This window comes from Micromonospora sp. CV4, assembly GCF_003667455.1.
GTDB lineage: Bacteria > Actinomycetota > Actinomycetes > Mycobacteriales > Micromonosporaceae > Micromonospora.
The window spans coordinates 161797-185901 of sequence record NZ_RCVI01000278.1 but is presented as its reverse complement, the minus strand read 5'-3'; the positions used below and the strand labels follow the sequence as shown (position 1 = coordinate 185901).

Annotated in this window: 14 protein-coding genes; 7 read left to right on the top strand and 7 right to left on the bottom strand. The window is 68.3% G+C overall.

Annotated elements, in window-relative coordinates:
* Positions 1 to 151 precede the first annotated feature (151 nt).
* From EAD98_RS17880 to EAD98_RS17860, 5 genes are all read right to left on the bottom strand, one after another.
* Positions 152 to 757 (bottom strand): YdeI family protein, encoded by a 606-nt coding sequence (locus tag EAD98_RS17880; RefSeq protein ID WP_121655186.1) that lies wholly within the window; start codon positions 755 to 757, stop codon positions 152 to 154.
* A gap of 452 nt (positions 758 to 1209) precedes the next feature.
* Entirely contained in the window at positions 1210 to 2361 is a 1152-nt protein-coding gene (locus EAD98_RS17875; RefSeq protein WP_121655185.1) for a polysaccharide lyase family 7 protein, read from the bottom strand.
* Positions 2362 to 2851: 490 nt separating this feature from the next.
* Positions 2852 to 3532 carry a GPP34 family phosphoprotein gene (locus EAD98_RS17870; protein ID WP_121655184.1) on the bottom strand — a complete coding sequence of 227 codons (681 nt, stop codon included), beginning with the start codon at positions 3530 to 3532 and terminating at the stop codon, positions 2852 to 2854.
* Positions 3529 to 4248 (bottom strand): ABC transporter permease, encoded by a 720-nt coding sequence (locus EAD98_RS17865; protein WP_121655183.1) that lies wholly within the window; start codon positions 4246 to 4248, stop codon positions 3529 to 3531. The genes EAD98_RS17870 and EAD98_RS17865 overlap by 4 nt, the downstream gene beginning before the upstream one ends.
* Positions 4249 to 4274: 26 nt before the next feature.
* The gene (locus EAD98_RS17860; protein WP_121655182.1) at positions 4275 to 5156 is read right to left on the bottom strand and encodes an ABC transporter ATP-binding protein; all 882 of its coding nucleotides are present in this window, start codon (positions 5154 to 5156) and stop codon (positions 4275 to 4277) included.
* Positions 5157 to 5263: 107 nt separating this feature from the next.
* Between EAD98_RS17860 and EAD98_RS17855 the strand changes: the two genes are divergently transcribed.
* The gene (locus EAD98_RS17855) at positions 5264 to 6418 is read left to right on the top strand and encodes a sensor histidine kinase (protein WP_121655181.1); all 1155 of its coding nucleotides are present in this window, start codon (positions 5264 to 5266) and stop codon (positions 6416 to 6418) included.
* On the top strand, positions 6415 to 7017 hold the full coding sequence (locus tag EAD98_RS17850; RefSeq protein ID WP_121655180.1) for a response regulator transcription factor: 603 nt from the start codon (positions 6415 to 6417) through the stop codon (positions 7015 to 7017). The genes EAD98_RS17855 and EAD98_RS17850 overlap by 4 nt, the downstream gene beginning before the upstream one ends.
* Positions 7018 to 7684: 667 nt before the next feature.
* Here EAD98_RS17850 and EAD98_RS30710 read toward each other — a convergent pair.
* Positions 7685 to 8176, bottom strand: coding sequence for a hypothetical protein (locus EAD98_RS30710; protein ID WP_147457424.1), 492 nt, complete (start codon positions 8174 to 8176; stop codon positions 7685 to 7687).
* A gap of 271 nt (positions 8177 to 8447) precedes the next feature.
* Here EAD98_RS30710 and EAD98_RS17835 point away from each other — a divergent pair, with 271 nt between their 5' ends.
* Together EAD98_RS17835 and EAD98_RS17830 are read left to right on the top strand one after the other, a co-directional pair.
* Positions 8448 to 14849, top strand: coding sequence for an RHS repeat domain-containing protein (locus tag EAD98_RS17835; RefSeq protein ID WP_147457423.1), 6402 nt, complete (start codon positions 8448 to 8450; stop codon positions 14847 to 14849).
* The gene (locus EAD98_RS17830) at positions 14840 to 15307 is read left to right on the top strand and encodes a hypothetical protein (protein WP_121655176.1); all 468 of its coding nucleotides are present in this window, start codon (positions 14840 to 14842) and stop codon (positions 15305 to 15307) included. The genes EAD98_RS17835 and EAD98_RS17830 overlap by 10 nt, the downstream gene beginning before the upstream one ends.
* 138 nt (positions 15308 to 15445) lie before the next feature.
* On the opposite strand, the gene EAD98_RS30975 is transcribed toward EAD98_RS17830, so the two are convergent.
* Entirely contained in the window at positions 15446 to 16030 is a 585-nt protein-coding gene (locus EAD98_RS30975; RefSeq protein ID WP_158609816.1) for a hypothetical protein, read from the bottom strand.
* A 115-nt stretch (positions 16031 to 16145) separates the two neighbouring features.
* Between EAD98_RS30975 and EAD98_RS17825 the strand changes: the two genes are divergently transcribed.
* The 3 genes from EAD98_RS17825 (at position 16146) to EAD98_RS17815 (ending at position 24009) form a co-directional block, all read left to right on the top strand.
* Positions 16146 to 19232 carry a LamG domain-containing protein gene (locus EAD98_RS17825; protein WP_158609815.1) on the top strand — a complete coding sequence of 1029 codons (3087 nt, stop codon included), beginning with the start codon at positions 16146 to 16148 and terminating at the stop codon, positions 19230 to 19232.
* 287 nt (positions 19233 to 19519) lie between these two features.
* The gene (locus tag EAD98_RS17820; protein WP_147457422.1) at positions 19520 to 20056 is read left to right on the top strand and encodes a hypothetical protein; all 537 of its coding nucleotides are present in this window, start codon (positions 19520 to 19522) and stop codon (positions 20054 to 20056) included.
* Between the two features lie 329 nt (positions 20057 to 20385).
* Positions 20386 to 24009, top strand: a complete 3624-nt coding sequence (locus EAD98_RS17815) for a LamG domain-containing protein (RefSeq protein WP_147457421.1) — start codon at positions 20386 to 20388, stop codon at positions 24007 to 24009.
* The last annotated feature ends 96 nt before the right edge of the window (positions 24010 to 24105 follow it).

Sequence of the window (24105 nt, the reverse complement as noted above, 5' to 3'; positions counted from 1 at the left end):
ACCCGGCCACAACTCATGGTCCGGGCCACCGGTCACCACGACCGCCGGTATCCAGGTCGTCCGGTGCACCGCTGCAGACCACTGGCGTATGCCGTAACACGACGTGACGCGCGGCCGACTGCGGATCAGCACTTGATCATGGGGTTGCCGATCACGGTGATTTCGGGGGCCTGGCCTTCTGCGGGTAGATCGTCTCGTGACGGGCCAGCATGGCTACGAACTCGCCGATCTTCCGCTCGCGGGTCTGCGCGCGTTTGAGGGCATTGAGGCGGTGGATGAGGGCAAACCGGTTGGTGCTGGTGAGGACGTCGAACATGGCCTGGGCGGCGGGGTCGGTGGCGATGGCGGCGAGCAGGTCGGCCGGTACCTCGGCTTCGGACGGCGGGGCGTAGGCGTTCGCCCACCGCCCGTCCGCCTTCGCGGCTTCCACCGCGGCGCGGCCTGGGGGCAGCATTCGCCCCTGCGCCTCCAGCCGGGCCACGTGGGAGACATTGCGTTGTGACCAGGAACTGCGGGGCCTGCGAGGGGTGAACCGGATCCAGGAGGTCTCCGGATCCCGTTTACGGGCCTGCCCGTCGATCCAGCCGAAGCACAGGGCCTCGTCGACCGCCTGCTGCCAGGTCAGCGTCGTGACTGTGCCGCCCTTCTTGGTCAGAGCGAGCCAGATGCCGGGCGACGTAGCGTGGTTGGCCGACAACCACGTCCGCAGCGCCTCGGCGTCCACGACGATCAACTCATCCAGTTCGGCGCTCGCCATGACGGCAGGCTAACCCGACTCGCCGGGCTGCCGTCGCGCCGGCAGCCCGGCGGACCATCGAGCAGGACCTCGACGCTCAGGACAATCTCGATGTCGGGCCGACATGTCGGACTCCTCGTGCACGTATCGCGTAGGCCGACATGGGCCCGCCCGAAGAGACCGGCGCGCTGTGTAGGTAGCTGACCTGCAGCCCTGTCCGCAACGACGAAGGGCCCCTGCCGTATCGGCAAGGGCCCGTCTCCGTCGCGGCCGGGCACGGGGATCATCGCCGTTCGAACCCGGTCGGATCTGACCTCACAGTTCCCACCAGGAGTCGGCTGTAACCACGATCACGGCGCGCCGCCGCCAAGAGGATTTCGACACATCAGGCGCCGGCCCGTCCCATCGTCACTGATCCTCGGTCTCGGTGCTCCCATGGTCCAGCGCGATCGCCACGTCATGATCGCGGTGGGTTAGGAGTGGGTCGCGGTGACGCTGTAGAGCAGTGTCTGGCTGTAGTTGTTGCTGCTGCAGGGTGAGGAGTTGGTGCAGTTGGCCTGGGTGTACGCGCCGGCTTTGAAGTAGGCACCGGAGAAGCTTCTGTTGATGGTGGTCTGCAGGGTGTTGTTGTAGTAGGCGCGGACCTGACCACCGCTGACCACGAACTTGGCCTGGAATCGAGTGCCGAGCTGGTAGGTGCTGGTGACCAGCTTGTGGTGGGTGGTGTCACCGTTGGTGACGTACAGGTTCGAGCCTTCGAGGCGAAAGACGGTGACGTCATCGTCGCCGTCGTGGATCTGTGCGATGACGGCGTGCGGCTTCCCGGCCGGCAGGACGGTAAAAGATCCGTCGACGACCAGGGTGTGGGTACCGGAAGTGGAGGACCAGTTGGCGTTGCTGGCGCCGTTGTTGGTCATCTCGCGCAGTTCCGAGCGTGGGTAGCTCGACCCGCTGGTCGTGACGCCGTTGACGGGGGCGCGGAATTGGACGGCGCGGCACGAGTCTGCGGTGACGAACCAGGGGGACACCTGGAAGGCGTCCAGTGCGGGCTGCTTTACCTCGGTGGGGCTTTCCGACGGTCCGCTCGGCAGGGTGATCTTCCAGTTGGTCAGGTTGAGCACGTCGGCGGGCACGGTGCAGGTGCCGCTGCCGCCATCCGGGCCGTAGACGCGTGCCTCGGTGACGCTGTTCCAGTCGTTGGTGGTGTTGCCGTAGCCGAGGATTCGTACGTAGCGTGCGGCGCGGTCGCTGAAGTCGTACGTCTCAAGTTGGAGGGTGGTGCCGCTGCTCTCCCGCTGGGAGACGGCGGTGGTCCATGAGCTGGCATCTGTTGAGGTTTGTACCTGGAAGGTGCTCCGGCGGGTGTCGCCCTGGTGCCAGGCGACGCCAACAGAGCCGACCTGCATGCTGGAACCGAGGTCGAAGCGGATCCATGAGCCGTCGCCCTCGGCGGACCAGCGAGTCGAGAGGCTGCCGTCGAGAGCGTTCGCCGGCACGTTGCCGTCGTGACCGCTGGCCGTTACAGCCGCGACGGGAAGCGTGCTGGCGGCATGGGCGGCTGGCACCCCGATCAGCGTGGCGACAAGTAGGGCGATGGGCATGGCGATGATGACAGTTCGTCGCATTGGGCGGTCCTAACCAAGGGCTCGGTTGCATGCCGGTCAATTCGCAGTGATGGCGACTGACGGTACAGAACGAGTAGACGAACTTCGATGTGGCTGGTCGCTATTGTTGGATCGCAAATGTGGGCGGCGTTGCCGGCTCGGTGCTGGCGGCGGACTCGGGCCGCCCGGACTTGACGGCGTCCGATTTGACAGCAGGGGCTCTTCAGCTCCTACCGTCTCACTGAGCGGTTCCGCCATCTCGGTGCCGGCTCATGCGGCCGTGGCGACCCGGCCTGGGTTACCAGATGCGGAAGCAACGCTACGATGATCTCCACATCGGCACCCAACCCGACCCACCGGCGAGCGTGCTGGCCGTCTCGAAGCTCTGCCAACTTTCCGGACGCCGATCAGATGCGGTAGCCGTCGTCACCGCCGGCGTAGTAGGTGCCCTGGTCGACGACCGCCAGCGGAAGGTCCGCCCGGTACCGCTCGACGAGGGCTCACCCACGCCCTAGCTTCGAGGAAGCACGGTGATGGCCACGATGGCGCTGTTGACGACCGTGGCCGTCACGGTGCGGGTCACGGCTGCCGCCGCGGCGTCGGCACCCCAGTCGCCCTGCTCGAGTTCCTTGGCCCGGGTGATCACCGCGGACGTCCACGGGATTTCGCGGTGGAACTGCGGTAGCGTCCCGCTCGCCGAGAGCAGCGCCGCGAGCGCGGCGACACGGGCTTGCGGCTCCGCACCGTCGACGAGGACCTGCCGAACGTCGGCGAGCAGGCGGGCCCGTCGTTCGGTCCTGCCGTCCCGCAGGGCCGTCGTCCGGAACAGGCCGAGTACCTTACGGGGCTCCTGGTCGATGTCGCCTCGCGCGATGAGTCGCTCCAACACCGGCTTGCGCAGGGCGGGACCGATCGCCGCCAGTGCCGTCTGCACCCCCCTCGGTTTCTCGACGAGGTAGTCCCACGCCGGGCGGAGAAGGCCATCGGACGGTGGGTGACCCGCCACGCTCCTGACCCGCCCCCGGTCCGCCGTGGTCAGGTGATCGCCGAGGGCGAGGTCCGCGAGGACCGCTCCACCGAGGACGTAGAAGAGCGTGTTCTCACCCGCGATGGTCCCGGAGCTGGGTTGGAACAGAAGCAGTAGGAGATCTTCCACGAGGGTCGGGACGTCCGACCGGGGTTCGGTGGTCATCGGCGGGGCTCCCAGCGGAAGAGTCGAGTGGCCAGGGCGACGGCGATGACGACCCAGCCGAGCGTGGGTGCAAGCAGGAGCAGGGAGTCGGTCACGGCGACGCCGCCGTTCCAGGCGTTCATGGTCAGTTCGGTGGCCGCGCCACCGGGCAGCAGCCGCTTGAGCCAGGCGAGGTTCTCGGTGCCGGAGATGCCCACCCAGCTGGCCATGGCGATCACACCGAGGGTGACGGGCAGGGTGGTGACCTGGGCATGTTCGGGGGAGTTCGTCAGCCCTGCCGTGGCCAGGGCCAAACCGATCATCATGGCCAGGGTCGCGAGGACCGCCACGACCAGCAGGGCGACGTTGGCCGGTTCGCCGGCGACCACGGCCAGGGCGGTCAGGATCGCGGTCACCTGCACCACGGACAGGACCAGTACGGGCAGCAGTAGGCCGGCGAGGATGCCGGCGTCGCCTTCGGCGGTGGAGCGCAGCCGCTTGAGGAAGAGATTCTGTCGCCGGGAGGCCAGGGTGGTGACGGCCGTGGCGTAGAGCCCGAAGGCGGCCACGGTGAAGATCACGATCGCGGCGATGTAACCGAGGCTTCCGATGGCGGCGTAGGTCTCGTGCTGACGGACGAAGAACACACAGACCGCGACCGGGATGATGAGGCTGGTGATCAGCACCAGCCGGTTGCGGAAAATCTGGATCAGTTCGCTGGACGCGATGGAAATCACGGTGATGCTCCTTTCGGAAGAACGAATCAACTGTTGATGGCGCGGAAGACGTCGTCGAGCCGGGTCGGTCCCGCGGCCAGGTCCCGCAGCTCCACGGCGTGGTCCTGTGCCCAGCCGAGCAGGAGGTGCAGGTCCTTCTGCAGCTCGAAGGTCTCGACCGCGACCTTCCCGTCCGCGTCGACGGCGGCCTGCACCGGCAGCATCGGTGCCGAGGCCGGGAGGGAGAAGCGGATGACCGCCGGCAGGGTGCGGGTCAGCTCGGAGACGGTGCCCTCCCGGTGGAAGGCGCCCTCGTGCATCAGCCCGATCCGGTCCGCGCGCTGTTGCGCCTCCTCCAGGTAGTGCGTGGTGAGCACGATGGTCGCGCCGTTCTCCCGCAGCCGGTCCACCGTCGCCCAGACGGCGTCGCGGGACTGAATGTCGAGGCCGGTGGTCGGCTCGTCCAGGAAGATCAGCTCTGGGGTGCCGTAGACGGCGGTGGCGAAGTCCAGCCGCCGCTTCTCCCCGCCGGACAGCTGCGACACCTTGCGGCCGGCTCGACCGGTGAGATCGACCAGGTCGAGCACCCGGTCGACGTCGTCGGTGCGCCTGGTGAGCCGGCCGACCAGACCGACGGACTCACGGACGGTGAGGTCCGGGGAGAATCCGCTCTCCTGGAGCATGACGCCCATCCGGCGACGTACCGCTCGCCGGTCGGCGGGGCTGTGCCCGAAAACGCGTACCGTCCCCGAGGTCGGCCTCCGGTGTCCCTCGACAACTTCCAGGGTCGAGGTCTTCCCGGCTCCGTTGGTACCTAGCAGTGCGTAGAGCTCTCCGGGCCGTACCTCGAAGGAGAGGTCCTTCACGGCGTGGAAGTCGCCGTAGGTGAGGTTCAGCCGTTCGACTTCGATGACAGGTGTGGTGGACATGTACCCATGACAGCGCGGGCACGGCCGACCCGTCAGTGGCACCACGTCACCACCGCATGTGACGTGGTGTCACTGGTCGAGGCCCCTGGCTGCCGGATACTGATCTGATGACCGCGAGATCGCCGCGCTTCACCGAGTCGACGCAGGGAAGGCTGCGCCGGCTCAATCTCGCCACGTCACTGCCGCCCGTGGTGTTCGCCGCGGTGGTCCTGGTCTACACCGACGCGCGTACCTGGTGGCACGTCGTCGTCCTGGCGCCGGGGGCCGTGGCGGCTCTGGTGGCCTTCGAACGGTGGACGGCCAACGACCTCGCCAGGGTCGCGCTGCCCTGCCTGGTCGTAGCGGCAGCGGTCTGGCCGCTCGGGGTCCTGGTGAGCGGCAGCCCCAACGCGTACTGGGGTGTCTGCGCCGTAGGCTCGCTTGCCCTGCGCGAGGTGCGACGGCATCGGGCTCTCGCGGTGGCCGGGCTGTTCACCTACGTCGCCACCGTCGGCGCGGCGCGGCTGCTGGTGCAGCGGGACGACATCGGTCACGTCCTGGTCACCTACGTCCTCATCCCGACCGCCCTCACCGTCGTCGTGACGGTCTTCACGATGGTGGGCGAACGGTTCTACGACCTCATCCGGGAGCTCGAACAGACCCGGGAACGCGAGGCGGAGCTGGCCGTGGTCCGGGAGCGCGTGCGGTTCGCCAGCGACCTGCATGACATCCAGGGCCACACCCTGCACGTGGTCAAGCTGAAGATCGCCCTGGCCCAGCGACTGCTGCTCCGCGACACCGCTCGGGCGGAGAAGGAGCTGCGGGAGACGTACGCGCTGGTCAGCGACACCATCGCGCAGACCAAGGAACTCGCGTACGCGCAGCGGCGGCTCAACCTCACCGCGGAGATCGAGAACGCGAAGAACCTGTTCGAGGCCGCCGGAATACGCGTCCGGGTGACCCGGGAGGCCGAGGTCGACGCCCGCGCCGGCGAACTGCTCGGCCAGGTGCTCCGCGAGACCACCACCAACATCCTGCGGCACGCGCAGGCCACCCAGGTGCAGATCACGCTCGCCGAGTCGGGCATCACCATCGTCAACGACGGCGTAACCGCCACCACGATCCCCGAGCTCAGGGGACTGGCGGTACTCAGGCAACGGGTCGCGGGCGACGGAGGTGAGCTGACCGTGGAACAGAAGGACGAGCGGTTCCTGACCGCAGCGGTCTTCCCACCCGCTCGGGCCGACGCGGCCCCGACGGTTGGCGGGAAGGACGGCCGATGACCACCATCGTGCTCGCCGACGACGAGGCGTTGCTGCGCACGGCCCTCGCCGCGCTGCTGCCGATGGAGGGCGACATCACGGTCCTCGCCGAGGCTCAGGACGGCCGGACGGCGATCGCCGCCACCCTGCGGCACCGGCCCGACGTCCTGGTCATCGACTTGGAGATGCCGGGCGTGGACGGCCTCGACGCGGTCGCACAGATCCGCCGCGAGCGACCCGAGCAGGTGATCCTCATGCTGACCCGGCACGCCCGCCCCGGCGTGCTACGCAAGGCGCTGCGGCTCGGCGTTCAGGGCTTCGTCAGCAAATCCGCCGAGCCGGCACACATCACCTCGGTCATCGCCACCCTGCACGCGGGCAAGCGCTGGATCGACCCGGACGTGTCCGCGCTCGCCGTCACCGAGGACTGCCCCCTCACCGACCGTGAAGCCGACGTGCTGCGGGTCACCGGCGAGGGCTACTCGGTCGCCGACATCGCCGCTCGGCTCCACCTCGCGCCAGGCACGGTACGCAACTACCTCTCCAACGCGATGCGCAAGACCCAGACCCGGACCCGCCACGAAGCGGCCCGCTACGCCCGCGAACACGACTGGCTGTAACGGCGGTCCGGCGCCACGACCTATTCGGTTGGCGAGGAAGCCGGGAGATCCAGCCACCCCGCCCGTCGGCCCTGTCTGACAGCATGTCGATGTGCGCAGCCGGTACGAGGACTACGTGGCTCTGCACACCGCTGCCACCTACGTGGTGGCCCGCCGCTATTTGGCTTGGCCAGTCGCCGTCCTGTGCACTCAACTGGCCGGACGCTCGGTCGATCAAGCTGGCTTGCGCGAGGAGTTTGTGCGACTTCTTGCTGGTCGCGCTGTCTACCGCGAGGGGGACGGCTGGGGCAGCGCTGAGGCCGCGTCAGCAGAACCACCCTGGTCGACGCCCGACCTGCCCACGCCACCACATCCTCAGGTCTTCCGCGTCGGAGCCAGCGGCGGATAACACCGCCACTACGCCCTGGCGGAACATCGGCAAGGGGTCGAAGACGCTGACAGGGGCGGCCAGCTCAAGGTAACCGAACGTCTTGCTTCGGGCGCGGTGGCCCGCTTCGGCCGTAGTCGGTCTCTGCGACCCGATTACCGTTGACGGTTCACGCAGGGCACGTCGTACCTGTCAGGATGACGACCGCTATGTAGTTGGCCATCTGCCTCTTGCAGCGCCTTTCAGCAGCAGTCTTCTGGCTCCAAACCATCGCCAATAATCGTCGACCTCCAATGCTGATCAGGGCTGATTCGGCTTCTCCATAGCGAGCCATGCCCGCGCCTTCGGCGAGAGCTTGCTCGGATCCTTCTGTCCGACGTACTCAAGGAACTGCTCCATGCCGGCGAGTTGGCTATGCCCATAACTGTCGTGTCTAGGCAGATCCAGAAGGTCATCTACGTCCGCCTGCGTTAGTTCGTCTGCTACGAGTTCGAGCCGCAAGAGCACAGTGTTGCTGGGGTCCCAGTTGACGGAATCTTCGCTGACATACCTCGTGATCCACGTAACGGTCTCCCGCAGCCACTTGTCCTCAAGCGCCTTGCGCACCGATGCCGAGGCGAGAGTCGCCAGGTCAGCCAGTTCCAGTTCCGGAAGTTCATCGAAGCGTTGTACCGCAACGGTGTGGCGGGCTCGATGGACGTCAGCGCGTGCGTCGACAACGCCGCCATGGGTTCGTTCCTCGCCCTCTTCCCGACTGTGTACTCCGGTCCTGAATGGCATTTTCGAGACCAATCATTGACGATATTCGCGACGGTCGTATTGTCGGCGATCAACCTTCTAAGAGCGCGCAGCCAGGAGCTCGACGAGCTGCTTCCCGGGTCGATCCTGGACGGAGTCCTTCCGCTGCTCATGCATTGGCTGCTCCACCGTGTTTGCTTGGTTGGTATCAGCCCCCCGGGCGGATCACCCTGAGTAACCAGGATGGACAAACGTTTGGCGGGACCATACAGTTCGCCGACTGGTTCAGCTCATCACGGGGGATGCGATGGCGCCGGATAGATCAATGCTGCCCACATCACGTTCAGGTCTGCGCCGTGCCGCGGCGGCGCTGCTGAGCAGTGCCCTGGTTGTCTCGGTCCTTGCGGCCCCGCCCGAGGCGGTGGCCAAGCCGAAGCCGCATTTGTCGGCGCAGATTGAGGCGCTGGACTCCGACGGCGGGCCCGCCACCGGCCGGGCGTGGCCGACGAAGCCGGCGCGCAACGCCCAGCTCGCCGCTCCGGTGTGGCCGAAACCCGGCCGGGCGACCGTCACGCTGCCGGAAGCGGGTGCGGGCCGGCGGCAGACCGCCGTCCCCGCCGTGCGAGCCGGCGGTCTGCCCGTGACGGTGCGCCGGGCCGACGGGCCGCAGGGAGCGCGGACCGGCGCGGTGGCCATGGAGCTGCTCGACCGGTCCACCGTGCCGGCGCAGTGGCGTGACGGCCTGCTGATCCGGGTCAGTGGTACCGCTGCGAAGACCGCGGGCGGCGTGGCGGCGGGTCCCGGCGCCGCCGCGATCTCGGTGGACTACCGCGAATTCCGCAACGCCATCGGCGGCAGCTGGTCATCCCGGCTGCGGCTGTGGCAGGTGCCCGAGTGCGCCTTGCAGAACCGACCGGTGCACGGATGTGTCGCCAAGCCGTTGCGATCGGTCAACAAGGACGGCCAGGTGAGCGCGGAGGTGCCCGTGCCGGTGGCGGCGCCCGGGGCCCGTGCCGCCGGCTCCACTCTCGTCGCGCTTGCAGCCGGCGCCGCCGGGCCTGAGGGTGACTACACCGCCACCTCACTCGCCCCATCGGCGACCTGGTCCGCCGGCGGCGCGACGGGTGACTTCAACTGGTCGTATCCGATGAAGGTGCCACTGGGAATCGCCGGCCCGGTACCGACCTTCTCGCTCGGCTATTCGTCGGCGACGATGGATGGCAAGTCCGGCACCGACAACAACCAACCGACCTGGGTCGGTGAGGGATTCGACCTGTGGTCCGGCTACATCGAGCGTAAGTACGTCGGCTGCGGCGACGACATGACCAACAGCAACAGCAGCAAGAAGACCGGCGACCAGTGCTGGCGGTCGGAGAACGCCACCCTGTCCCTGAACGGGCGCGGCTCCGAGCTGGTGTACGAGACGGGCAAGGGCTGGCGTACCCGCAACGAGGACGGTTCGAAGATCGAGAAGGTCACCGGTGGCAGCAACGGTGACGACAACGGGGAGAGCTGGAAGGTCACCACGACCGATGGCACCCAGTACTTCTTCGGCCTGCACGGGCTGCCCGGCCAGTCTACGAAGACCAACTCGACGTGGACCGTCCCCGTGGCCGGAAACCAGAGTGGCGAGCCGTGTCACAGCAGCTCCTTCACCGCCTCGTTCTGCAACCAGGCCTGGCGGTGGAACCTCGACTACGTGGTGGACCCCCGTGGCAACACGATGTCCTACTGGTACGGCACCGAGACCAACTACTACGGGCGGAACGCCACCAACACCGACAAGGCGTCCTATGTGCGGGCCGGCACGCTCACTCGCATCGACTACGGCACGTGGGACCGGGGCTCCGGCGACCGGTCGGTGACGCCGACCGCCCAGGTGCTCTTCACCACGGCGGACCGCTGTGACGCCGGCTGCGGCACGCACGACGCGGCGCACTGGAAGGATGTGCCCTGGGACCAGGAGTGCACCGAGGCCGCGGCGAACTGCAAGGAGAACTACTCACCGACCTACTGGTCGACGAAGCGACTGTCGAAGATCACCACACAGGTCTGGGACACCACCAAGGCCACTCCGGCGTGGCAGGCCGTGGACTCCTGGACGCTCACGCACACCTACCCGGCGGTCGGTGACGGCAGCGATCACGCCGGCATGTGGTTGAGCGCGATCGCGCACACCGGTCTGGCCGGCACGGCGGTCAGCATGCCGCCGGTGACGTTCGAGCCGGTGGCCCTGCGCAACCGCGTGCTGACGGCGAACAACACCACCAACAATCGGATGCGCATCGGCAACATCGTGACCGAGACCGGCGCCAGGGTTCAGGTCACCTACAGCCTTCCGGACTGCTCGTCGGGCAACCTTCCCGCAGCGGCCTACGACAACGGGAAGCGGTGCTACCCGGTCATCGGCGCGGACCCATACGATCCGGACGGACCGGACATCACCGAGTGGTGGCACAAGTACGTGGTCACTCAGATCTCCGAGTCCGATCTGATGGTGATGGTGAACGGCACCGACCACGGGCAGCCGGTGAAGAACACGTTCTACACCTACGTCGGTTCGCCGGCCTGGCACTATGCCGACGACGACGGCCTGGTGAAGCCGAAGCGCAAGACGTGGAGCCAGTTCAGGGGGTACGCCACGGTCGAGACCCGGGTCGGCGACGCGCCGGACCAGACGCTGACCCGCACCACGTACCTGCGTGGCATGCACGGAGACCGGGCGTCCACCTCGGGCGGCTCGCGGACCGTCACGGTCGGCGCCTCGTTGGGCGGCGAGACGGTGTACGACGAGGACCAGTTCGCCGGCCTGATGCGCGAGCAGGTTACCTACAACGGCGTCGGCACCAAGTCGGTCAGTAAGACAGTCAACGTGCCCTGGATGTCACCGGCACTGGCATCCCGCACGATCAACGGTGACACGGTCACCGCCCGCTTCACCCGAACGATGACCACCTATTCGGCCACCGCGCTCGGAGTGGACGGGGCCTCGGGGTGGCGCACCACCCGGACGGTGTCTCGCTTCGACGACACCTATGGCACGACGACCTGGACCCAGGAAGACGGGGACACGGCGAAGACCGGCGACGAGAAGTGCACCACGTACCGCTACCACCGCAACACCGCCGCGAATCTCGTCGACGCCGTCCAGCAGACCACCGTCACGGCGCTGGCCTGCGGGGTCGCGCCGACCGGACCCGACGACGTCGTCTCGGACGAGCGGAACTACTACGACGGTGCGACGAGCGTCGGCACCGCCCCGACGAAGGGGTTGGTGACCAAGGTCGAGAGCTTGAAGGACTGGTCGAGCGAGGGCGGCACGGTCTGGCGGGTCAAGAGCCAGTCCGGCCATGACGCCTTCGGTCGGATCAGCCGGAGCACTGACGACCGAGGCAACGTCACGACGAAGGCGTACCTGCCGGCCTCCGGTGGACCGCTGCGGATGGTGACCACGACCACCGCGGACCCCAACGGCGGCACCGGCTGGGTCAGCACCGTGGAGTCGGAGCCGTACCGGGGCTCGCCGGTGCGTACCACCGATCCCAACGGGCGGGTCACCGACATCGAGTACGACGCGCTCGGCCGTACCGCGCAGGTCTGGAAGATCGGCTGGGCGAAGGCCGACCACCCGGACAGCCCCTCGGCGCGATACGACTACACGTTCGCCGCGGCGCGAAACGCCTACCCCTACACCACGAGCCGGACGTTGCACCCGGGCGGTGGGTACACCACATCCCACCAGATCTTCGACGCGCTGCTACGGGCCCGGCAGGTCCAAACGGCGGGCGTGGGCGGTGGCCGGGTCGTCACCGACACCCTGTACGACAAGGCCGGCCGGGCGGTCACCGCCTACTCGGCCCACGCCGAACCCGGCACGCCGTCCGGCGCGCTCTGGTGGGAGCCGGAGTGGTCCGTTCCCGCGCTGACAAAAACCGTCTTCGACGGTGCTTCCCGAGCCACCGACCAGATCTTCTTCGGCACCGACGGGGTGACGAACCTGGTGGAGAAGTGGCGCACCACCACCGAGCACCTCGGTGACGCGACGAAGGTCACCCCGCCGTCAGGGGGCGTACCGACCACGACGGTGGTGGATGCCCTGGGGCGCACCGTCGAACTTCGTCAACACGGGTCAAGCACCCTGACGACGCGCTACAGCTACGACCGCAAGGGAGAACTGCGGACCGTCGCCGATTCGATGGGCAACGAGTGGCGGTACACCGTTGACATCCGGGGGCGGAAGACCGCCACCACCGATCCCGACAAGGGTACGACCGTGAGCGAGTACAACGACTACGGCGACCTGGTGAAGACCACCGATGCCCGCGGCGAGCTGCTCGTCTACGAGTACGACAAGCTCGGCCGCAAGATCGGTATGTACGACGACACCATCTCAGCCGGCACAAAGCGGGCCGAGTGGAAGTACGACCGGCTGTACAGCGGCCAGACTTTGCGGGGCCAGCTGGGCCAGAGCATCCGCTACGAGCCCGCGGGTTCGGCGAACGCGTACACCTACCGGGTGACCGGGTACAACCAGCGTTACCAGCCGACCGGTGCGCAGTACGTGGTTCCGGGCGTGGAGGGCGCCGGCATCTCCGGAACGTACAGCTACGGTTTCGGCTACTCGCCCTACACGGGGGACGCGACCTCGGTGACGCTGCCCGCTGCCGACAAGTTGACCACCGAGACGGTGACCACCCGGTACGACGCCACGACGGGCCTGGCCAGCGGGCTGGACACCAACCTGATCGGCGTCGGCTCCTACGTGATCGGTCAGCAGTACACCGCCTACGGTGAGCCGACGATCACCACGCGGAAGACCAACGGTGGGGTGTACGTCCAGGATGCGGCGTACTACGACCTGACCACCCGCCGGCTCGAGCGGTACAAGGTGCAGCCAGAGACGGCAGCCGGGACGGTGCAGGACACCACGTACGGCTATGACGCCGCCGGGAACATCCTCTCGGTCGCCGACGCGCCACAGGTGGGTTCGGCGGACAGCCAGTGCTTCCGCTACGACTCGCTGCGCCGGCTGACCACGGCCTGGTCGCCGAAGACCGGGGTTACCTGTGCGACCGCGCCTTCCACGGCGAACCTGGGCGGCCCGGCCCCCTACTGGCACGAGTGGACGATCGACGACGTCGGCAACCGTCGTACCGAGATCGTGCACGCCACGGCCGGCGACACAGTCCGCACCTACGGAGTGCCGGCCGGCGGCAAGAACGTGGTCCGCCCGCACGGCGTGAATTCGGTGAGCACGGCCACCAATGGCGGCACCGCGGTGACGACCCGGTACGGCTACGACAGCACCGGCAACATGACCTGTCGCCCGACGGGCGCCACCACCAACACGTGCGACGCGGCGTACACCAACTCCCAGGTGCTGAGTTGGAACAGCGAGGGCAAGCTCGCCAGCGTGAGCGCTGGTGGTCAGACCGTCGAGTCGAACGTGTACGACGTCGACGGCAACCGGTTCGTCCGCCGGGACGCCAACGGCACCACCCTCTACCTGCCCGGCCAGGAGATCCGGCGGGCCAGCAGCTCGACGGTCTCTGCCGTTCGGTACTACACCTTCGGCGGCAGAACCGTCGCCAGCCGTGACCCGAACGGACTGACCTGGCTCTCCTCAGATCATCAGGGCACCCAGCAGGTCGGCGTGGACGCGCTCACCCAGCAGGTCTCTGTCCGGCGGCAGACCCCCTACGGCGATCCACGTGGCAGCCAGCCGCAGTGGCGCAACCCGAAGGGCTTCGTCGGCGGCGACAAGGACCCGACCGGTCTGACCCACATCGGGGCACGCGACTACGACCCCGGCCTCGGCCGCTTCGTGTCAGTGGACCCGGTTCAGGACCTGAAGGATCCGCAGCAGTTCCACGCCTACGCGTATGCGAACAACTCGCCGGTGACGGCCTCCGACCCGACGGGCACCATCCCGGAGGGGGTCTCGATGCAGGAGTATCAGCAGGACATCCTGCATGACGTCGAGAACCGCAAGCGGCTGGATCGTGATCCGGAGCTCAACGGCTGGGGTGGACGTCGGCCACCGCGACTGACCAAGACCAAGGACTGGGAGCAGAGTTACCGCAAGGTGGTCGGAGCCACGATGTGGCGCAACCCGAGTGGTCCGGCGGCCTGGCTGCTGATGGCCGTCGAGTCGGCTCAGGAGGCGGACATCGACCCGCGGTGGCTGCTCGCGGTGCTGATGGCCGAGGTGGGCAACTCCGAGAAGTACGCGTCGATCGACCAGAACGTGCAGGCGGCCAGCGTGGTGGCGGACAAGCTGGGCATCTACGGCCCGTTGAAGGAGTTCGTCGGCAACGTGACGGGCTTCAAGAAGGGCGAGCAGGCGAACCCTCCGTCGATTGGTTGGGGCAACATCCAACAGGAATCGTTCGAGCAGACCAAGGCGAACCACCCGGAGGCATTGGGAGACGTCGACTGGTCCTCGCTCATCTGGCACAACGACCTCTCCATCAAAGTGACGGCGTACCGGCTGAAGGACACCACGGCCCTGGCGGAGCGGACCGCCACCGCCGGCATGAAGGAGAAGTGGACGCCGCAGCAGGTGGGCGCCGGGGTCTACAACGTCGGGGAACGCAACTACAACGAGGCTCGGCTGCAGGGTGGTGATCTGGGCCCTCGGGCAACGGTCTACGCCACGAGCATCGGTCGCTACTATCAGACGGCCGACCGGATTGTCTGCTACTCCGGAGTGTTCACGTGTTCCTGACGTCGGTGCCCCGCCGGGCCGGATACGCGGTGACGGCCACGCTGCTGGTCGTCGCCGTGGTTGGCTGCAGCGGCGACGGCAACGAGACCCAGCGCTACGCCGACCGCATCCGCGTGGAGGGATTCACGCTGGTCAAGACGACGTACGCGGACGGCGAAGGTCTGTCCTACGTCGGGCCGGCCGGCGACGGCGTGCCTGCGGTCACCGCGCCCGGGCTCACCCTGAGTTCGGGCGGCACGGACCTGTCCTACCTGTTCTACGACTACCTGGCCACCGGCCAGGGCACCGACTCGGGCACCGGCACCTGCCGGGTGACCGTGTACGAGATCCGGGACCGGACCAAGGCGGTGGACTACCTCGGTGACGACCTGAGCAGCAACCAACAGCAGATGGTGCGTCAGGGCACGTCGAGGATCGTGCAGATCGACGTGCTCTGCGACGCGCAGGCCGACAAGTGACCCGGTGCGGGTCGGCGGTTCTCCTGCCGGCCCGCACCGATCGCCGGAGCGAGGTCCGCTGCTGACCTCGTGCCGCGAACGTGCGACCTGCGGTATCGACGGCCGTTCGTGCCGGGCCGCTCACGGTCGAGCGCTGGCTTACCTGATGGCGTTTGTAGACGGAGCGCACCGAGTGCCATACAGTGCGCGCGACTGGTTGAAATCCTTCACGGGGGTTGAGATGGCGACTGGCCGCTTGATGCTGCCTGCCTTTCCGCTGAGACGTTTCCTTGCCGCTGGCATCGCGGCCGTGGTCGTCAGTTCCTTGCTGGTGGCGCCATCACCCGCCGAGGCGGCGGCGCCCGTGGCTGCGGCGCCGAACCCGTCGGTGGCGCCTGACGCCGAGTCCGCTGTGGTGGCGGCGAAGCGGTCCGGCCGGCGGGTGGAGGTGCTGTCGGCGCGGTCGGAGTTGTCACAGGTTTTCGCGAATCCGTCCGGTGGGTTCACGACGGAGTCGGCGGTGGTGCCGCAGCGGACGCGTCGGGCGGACGGCTCGTGGGCCGAGATCGACCTGTCGCTGCGGTCCGCCGGTCGAACTCTGCGGCCGGTGGCCTCAGTGGCGGACGTGCGGTTCTCGACCGGTGGCAAGGGTCCGGCGGTGACGTTGGTACGGGCCGGGAAGTCGTTCACGTTGTCGTGGCCGGGTGGGTTGCCGAGGCCGACCGTGTCGGGTGACTCGGCCACGTACGCGGAGGTATTGCCGGGCACGGACCTGGTGCTCCGGGCGACCCGCACGGGATTCACGCATGTCTTCGCGGTCAAGTCTCCGCAAGCGGCGGCGAATCCGGCGCTGCGGTCGTTGCGATTCGACCTGGGTGGGGACGCCCGGGTGGTGCGTGGCGCCGATGGGCGGTTGTCCGCGTTCGCGGGCACGGCGGTCCTGGCGACGGCAGAGCCGGCGGTGATGTGGGACTCGAACACCGTCCTGTCGGCCTCGGCACGGGCCGCAGCCGTCGGGAAGAACCAGGGCGGTGGCCTGCCGGGCCGATCCTCGGCGGCGGCTCCGGGTGACGTGGCGAGGACTGCGGCGGTCGGAGTCGAGGTCGCCGGTCGGGCGCTGTTGCTGCGACCGGACGCCGCTTTGTTGTCCGAGGCCGCGGCCTATCCGGTGTTCATCGATCCGGCGTGGTCGACGGGGAAGTCGCGATGGGCGTACGCGACGAACAACAACACCAACAACACCGACACGGCGGTGGCACGGGTCGGTAGGGATCCGGACAGCGGCAAGATCTACCGCTCGTACTTCGATTTTCCGTTGTCGTCGATGAAGGGCAAGCACATCGAGTCGGCGTACGTGCAGATGAAGCTGGACCACTCGTGGTCGTGCGACAACACCCCGACCTACATGTACCACTCGGCCAGCATCTCGACGACCCCGCGTACGAGCTGGGCACCGAAGCTCAACAGCCTCAAGGCCAGCGCGCAGTCGCATGCGAACGAGGGCTCCGGCTGCTCGGACTCGCCGCAGCCGGACATGACGGTCAACTTCACCGGCTCGGCCGTCACCAGCATCATCCAGACCCACGCCACCAACAACTGGACCAACATCACCCTCGGCTTCTGCGCGTGCAGCGCCACCGACGGCACGGGCGAGTCCACCACCGACCGCTACAAGAAGTTCTGGCCGGCCAACGCGAAACTCATTGTCGACTACGACAGCATCCCCGGCGCGCCGATCGTCCTGCAGGCCGCGGGGCTGTCCTGCCCGACCGGGCAGCAGATCACCATTGGCACGCTGACCCCAACATTCTCCGCGATCTTCCCGGACTCCGACTCCACGCAGGCGTTGACCACCGCCTACGAATGGGTTCAGGTGCCGAGCAGCGGTGTCATCGACAGCACCACCCCGCGCCGAACGCCGCCTACCGGGGCGTCCGTGCCGGCCAACGGGCGGTCCACCACCGCGACGCTGTCCGGCCTGACCGCGCTCACCCGCTACGCGTTCCGAGCGAAGGCCACGGACCCTGCCCCCTACAGTCGGACCAGTGCCTGGTCTGGCTGGTGCCAGTTCATGGTGGACACGTTCGTGCCGCGGGTCGGGGTCGTCGCGGTCGGTGCCGACTCGGGCCCGGGAAGCGTCAAGATGATCCGGATCAACACTCGGGACGAAACGGTCAAGAGCTTCAGGTACGGATGGACCAGCCCGCCCACGACGGGGATCGGTGCCGGTACCGTCTGGTATGAGCCGGGTAAGAGCGCGACGCTCCGGCTCGTGGTGCCGAAGTACGGGTTGAACGTCCTCTACTTCTCCGCTGTCGACGGAGCCGGGAACATCGGGTACGGGTCGTACGAGTTCATCGCGAAGCGCCCGTCGCCGGCGGTCGCGCGGTGGAGCCTGGAGACGTACCCCGGGGCGACCCGGGCCCAGGCATTAGCCGACAGCCAACCGAGCCTCGCCGGTGACACGCCACTCAGCGGCGGGACGACCACCTGGGACTCGGACGCGCACCTCGTCCGTGGCCAGGCGGCCACCTTCCAGGGAGGCTCCGCCTCGGCCCTGACGGCGACCGGGCCGGTGGTGGACACTTCGGACGACTTCTCGGTAGCGGCCTGGGTGCGGCTGAGGTCGACCACCTGCGGAGGCAACCAGACCGTCCTCTCGGCCGACGGTGCGCACAACAGCGCCTTCTACCTCACCTACGACTGCACCGCGAAGAAGTGGCGGATGCGGATCCCGGACGCCGACAAGATCGGTGTGGTACTCGAGAATGCGGTGGCACCCACCACTGCCGTGGCCGATCGGTGGGTCCACCTCGCCGGTAGTTGGGACGCGACGAACAACAAGATCACGCTGTGGGTGGACGGCGTGCCGACGACCGTCACCGCGTCCGGCACCTTCATGGCCAACCGTGGCCTGGGATGGGCGGCGACCGGGCCGCTCGTCGTCGGTCGGGACCGCCTCGCAGACGCCAACGGCGGCTTCTTCTCCGGCTGGGTCACCGACGTACAGGTCTACGACCGGCTACTGGTCGCTCACGACTTCACCGGTCAGCTGGCCAGTGACCCCACGTCCGGCGGCGTCGACGAGCCGGGCATGCTGGCGGCCGTCAAGGTGGGCGAATGGTCCTTCGCTGGTGCCACTCCGTGCTATGAGGAGTCGACCGATCCGTGGCTGTGCGGCGCCCCGGAGGCTGGGCAGTTCGGTCGCCGGCTGGCCCTGACGCAGGGCAGCAACGTCGGGTACGGTCACCGCGACGACGGCCTGTTGCTGGACGCGACGCATTTCGTCGACGACCCGGCCGACCCGTACTACGGCCTGGCAACCCGGGAGTACGGCCGGTCCCAGAACAACCTCGCCGACCCGCAGGCACCGGTATGGCAGGACGGCCGGGTGCTGCGGACCAACGAGTCGTTCTCGGTGTCCGCCTGGGTCAACCCGAACGCCTTCGGCACGCAAACCGCCGTGTCGCAGATCGGGACCAAGCAGTCGGCGTTCTACCTCGGGCAGCGGGGCTTCAACGTCAATGGCACCACCGAGTACCGATGGAGCTTCACGATGTGGGGCGTAGACAGCGACGACTCACAGGGTAAGACCATCACCGCGAGGATGACGTCGCGCATCATGGACGAGGGGGATCTGTCCACCTGGACCCACCTGGTGGGCGTGTACGACCTATCCCGGCGGGAGATCCGGCTCTACGTCAACGGTGACCTCGTGAACACCGTGTCCTTCGCGACCGGCCTGTTCACCGGCGCGTTCGACGCGACGGGTCCGCTGGTCGTGGGCGGCGCCCGGTTCACACCCACCGGCCAGGCGACGCAATGGGCCGACCGTTGGAACGGCGGCATCGACGACCTGGGCCTCTATCAGGGCGCGCTCACCGACGCCGGGGTGCAGACCCTCTTCGACGCCGAGAAGGTGCAGGACGTCATCCCCATCGAGTGACGTCGGTTGCCGGCCGCCGGGGACGAGGGGGGCGGCCGGCGGTTTCGCGATAGAAGTGGGCCGGCGGTGATACGGCGGCCCACTTCTGTACAGCGACGCGGGCGTCGTCGCGCTGGCTGTCGCGGGGGCTGCCTCCTACCACGTCGATTACCTGCGACTGCGTGGCTACCGGTCGGGTTGCCAACTCTGCGGTGGGCGGACGCACGCCGAATGGGCGAGGGCACAGCCATGTGGAGGCTTCCGGGTCGCTTCTCAACCCCGCCCCGCCCGCCGAGCGGTGGTCCGAGTTGCTGGTCGACGACGATGGGGGGCAGCTTGACTGGTACATCCACGGCGGCAGTGGCCTCGTCCTGCCCATGCGACCGATGTCCCGGCCCGATGACGCTCGGGTGAAGGCCTACCGCAAGCAGGTCCGCGACGGCACGCTGCCGCCGATCCTGTTGTGGTGGGTGAGTGGCCCGGACTCGTACCTGATTCTCGACGGGCATGACCGGCTGGCCGCCTGCCTGGCCGACGCGGTCGAGCCGCCACTGATGACGCTGACGGCGGTCATCGACGCCGACGACGTGAGACGGTGCGAGGCGTCGGAGGTTCGCCGCCATGTCGAGATCACCGGTCACATCGAAGGCGAGATCTCGATGGGCACGCCGGGCGCCGCGGACGCTCTGGTCGCCGAGCGACGACGGTTCGCCGACGATCTCGTGGCGCCGCGGCTCCGCGCGAGACCTGCCCGGGCCTGGGTGCCTACCGGCGGAGTACCTGCATGGAGTCGCGCGGCTGCCCTGGCCGATCCCGTCTGTGCGGAGAACGGCTGCGCTCGGTGAGGTGACCGGTCAGCAACTCGCTGGTTGGCTCGTTGCCGGTCGCCCGTCGCCATGGCGGTCCAGCGGTGACCGCGCCGCTCAGAACCGGTGAGGACCCGGCGATCCGTAGCCATCACCTTCCGTCATGGACGGTCTCCGTATAGGCGATCTTGTCCGATCCTGGGTTACTCAGAGTGGTTGATATAGACACGGTGTCGCCTGAGCCCTACAGTCTCGCCACTGGTTCATGTTCAATCACGGGGGTTGAGATGGTGACTGGCCGCTCGATGCTGCCTGCCTTCTTCCTGAGACGTTCCCGATTCACCGCCGCTGGCGTTGCGGCTGTGCTCGTGGGTTCTCTACTCGTCGCACCGGCGTCCGTCGAGGCGGCGCCGCCCGCTCCGAAGCCCACCAATCCGTCGGTCGCGCCGGACGCCGCCACCGCGGTCGCCCAGGCGAGGCGTTCCGGCCGCCGGGTGGAGGTGGCCGACGCCCGCACCGAGTTGACGCAGGTCTTCGCGAACCCGTCCGGAGGGTTCACGTCGGAGTCGGCGGTCACGCCACAGCGGGTCCGCCGTGCGGACGGGTCCTGGGCGTCCGTCGACCTGTCGCTCCGGGCCGGCGCGGACGGTTCGCTGCGTCCGGCCGCTTCGGTGGCCGACGTGCGGTTCTCCGCCGGCGGCAAGCGCCCGGCGGTGACGCTGGTGCGGCAGGGGAAGTCGTTGACCCTGTCCTGGCCGGGTGGGCTGCCGAAGCCGGCCGTCAGCGGCGACTCGGCCACCTACCCGGAGGTGCTACCGGGCACGGACCTGGTGCTGCGGGCCACCCGGACCGGCTTCACGCACGTCTTCGCGGTCAAGAACGCGCAGGCCGCCGCCAACCCCGCGCTACGCAGCCTGCGCTTCGACCTCGGCGGCGACGCGCGCGTGGTGCGCGGCGCCGACGGACGGCTTTCCGCCTTGGCGGGTGCCGAGGTGCTCGCGTCGGCCGAGCCGGCCGTGATGTGGGACTCGAACACCACGCCGTCGGCGGCGGCCGCGAAGTCGATGGCCGCCGGCGACGTCCAGGGCGGCGCACAGCTCGGCCGTTCCACGGCGGCGGCACCGGGCGATGCCGCGGCAACGGCCGCCGTCGGCGTCGAGGTCGATGGTGGTGACCTGGTGCTTCGCCCGGACACCGGCCTGCTGTCGACCGCGGCCGCCTACCCGGTGTTCATCGATCCGGCCTGGTCCACGGGCAAGTCCCGGTGGGCATACGCCACGAACAACAACACCAACAACACCGACACGGCGGTGGCCCGGGTCGGCCGGGACCCCGACAGCGGCAAGATCTACCGCTCGTACTTCGACTTCCCGCTGACCTCGATGAAGGGCAAGCACATCGAGTCGGCGTACGTGCAGATGAAGCTGGACCACTCCTGGTCGTGCACGAACACGCCGACGTATATGTACCACTCGGCGGGCATCTCCTCGACGCCGCGGACCGCGTGGGCGCCGAAGCTGAACAGCTTGAAGTCGACCGCGCAGTCGCACGCGAACGAGGGCTCCGGCTGCTCCGACTCGCCGCAGCCGGACATGACGGTCAACTTCACCGGCTCGGCCGTCACCAGCGTCATCCAGACCCACGCCACCAACAAGTGGACCAACATCACCATGGGCTTCTGCGCGTGCAGCGCCACCGACGGCTCGGGGGAGTCCACCACCGACCGCTACAAGAAGTTCTGGCCGGACAGCGCGAAGCTGATCGTCGACTTCGACTCCATCCCCGGCGCGCCTAACAACCTTCAGGTCAAGGGCGTTGCCTGCCCCACCGGACAACGGATCGGGATCGGCACGCTCAACCCGACCTTCTCGGCGATCTTCCCGGACGCCGACACCGGGCAGGCGCTGCGGACCGCGTACGAGTGGCTTCAGATTCCCACCACCGGCGGCTACAACGACTCCACGCCGCGCAAGACGGCGCCGGCGGGAGCATCGGTGCCGGCCAACGGCCGCTCCACCACTGCAGCCCTCTCCGGTCTGGTCGAAGGCGGCGCCTACGCCTTCCGCGCCAGGTCGACCGACCCGGCGCCCTACAGCAAGACCAGCGCCTGGTCCGCGTGGTGCGAGTTCCTCGTCGACACCAAGCTCCCCGAGGTGAGCGTCAACCTCACGTCGTCGAGCCCGAACCCCCTGCCCGGCACGGTGGCGACGTTCTCCATCGGCTCGTCGGACACGACCGTCACCAAGTTCCGCTACGGCTGGACGGCGCCGACCACCGAGGTGGCGGCCAACAGGTGGTGTGCGCCGTCGGGAGGCAGCACCGTCTGCGGCATGAGCGCCGAGGTCTCGCTCGTCGTGCCCAGGTACGGCCTCAACGTGCTCCAGGTTTCCGCGGTCGACGCTGCCAACAACGTCGGGCGTGCTTCCGCCGAGTTCACCGCGAGCCGGCCCTCGCCGGCCGTCGCTCGCTGGGGCCTGGAGAGCTACCCGGGTGTGACGCAGGCGCAGGCTCTCGCTGACGGCCAGCCGGCGCTGGGCGGCGACACCCCGCTGACGGCGACGAACGTCACCTGGCCGTCGGACGCCCGCCTGGTCGGTGGGCAGGCCGCCACCCTCGGCGGACCCGCTGCCGGCTCGTACCTGTCGACGTCCGGGCGGGTCGTCGACACGACGAAGTCGTACGGTGTGGCGGCGTGGGTGCGGCTGCCCAGCGTGCCGCCACACAACATGGCGATCGCGACCCAGAGCGGCGCCTGCGACTTCGGCTTCTTCTTCGGCATCGTCCAGGTCGCCGGAGTGCCACGGTGGAACGTCACCATGCGGAACGGCGACTGCACCGGTTCTCCCTACACGGTGTTGCAGGCGCCCACCGCAATCACCGGGGCCGACGTCAACCGTTGGCGACACGTCGCCTTCTCCTACGACGAGGCCGCTCGCACCCTGACCCTGTTCGTGGACGGCGCGGCTGTCGCGTCCACCCCGTGGACGACGGCATGGAACGCCGCCGGCCCGTTCCACGTCGGCCGCAACTACGCCATGAACACCAAGGTGTCCGACAACTTCTTCACCGGATCCCTGGCCGACGTCCAGGTCTTCAACCGGGCGCTGGTGGGTCACGACTTCACCGGTCAGCTCGCCGAGGACCCGAACTCCGGTGGCTTCGACGAGCCGGGAATGCTGCGTCCGACCCTGGTCGGTGACTGGAACTTCAACGCCGCCATCCCCTGCTACGTCGAGTCGACCGATCCGGACCTGTGCAACGCGCCGGAGGCCGGTCAGTTCGGCCGCCGTCTCGCGCTGACCCTCGGCACCGACGTCGGCAGCGACAGCCGCAGCTTCCTGCGGTTCGACTCGCACGGCCTCGAGGACCCCAACCAGGTCACCACGGAGTACGGCCACTCGATGAAGAACGTCGGTGGCACCTGGCAGGACACCCGGGTGGCGAAGACGGACGACTCGTTCTCGGTGTCGGTGTGGCTGCGGCCGGAGTCGCTCGGCATCCAGACGGCGATCGCCCAGATCGGCAGCAAGAACTCCGCCTTCTATCTCGGGCAGCGGACGAAGACCGTGAACGGGGTCGCCGGCAACTGGTGGTCGTTCAGCCTCTTCGGGCTGGACAGTTCGCCCCAGAACGGCAACGTCGTGGACGCCATGATGACGTCCCGGCAGATGAACGCGGAGGACGACCTGTCGACCTGGACCCATCTGGTCGGCGTGTACGACCTGGGCCGCCGTGAGGTCCGTCTCTACGTCAACGGCGACCGGGTGACCACCGTGCCGTTCCCGAGCACCTTCACCGCCGCCTTCGACGCCACCGGGCCGCTCTGGGTCGGTGCCTCCCGGTACACGCCGCCGGGCCAGGCCACCCAGACCGTCGACAAGTGGGACGGCGACGTGTCGAACCTCAGCCTCTACCAGGGGGCGCTGACCGACGTCGACGTCAAGCAGCTCAACGAGAGGCAGTCGGTGGCGGACGTCACGCCGACCGACTGACCGCTCACGGCGCGCGCGCCGGTCGGCCTCCGGGCTGGCCGGCGCGCCCCTCGGCCATCCCCCGCGCGTCAAACCACCCTTCAGCAACAACCGCCT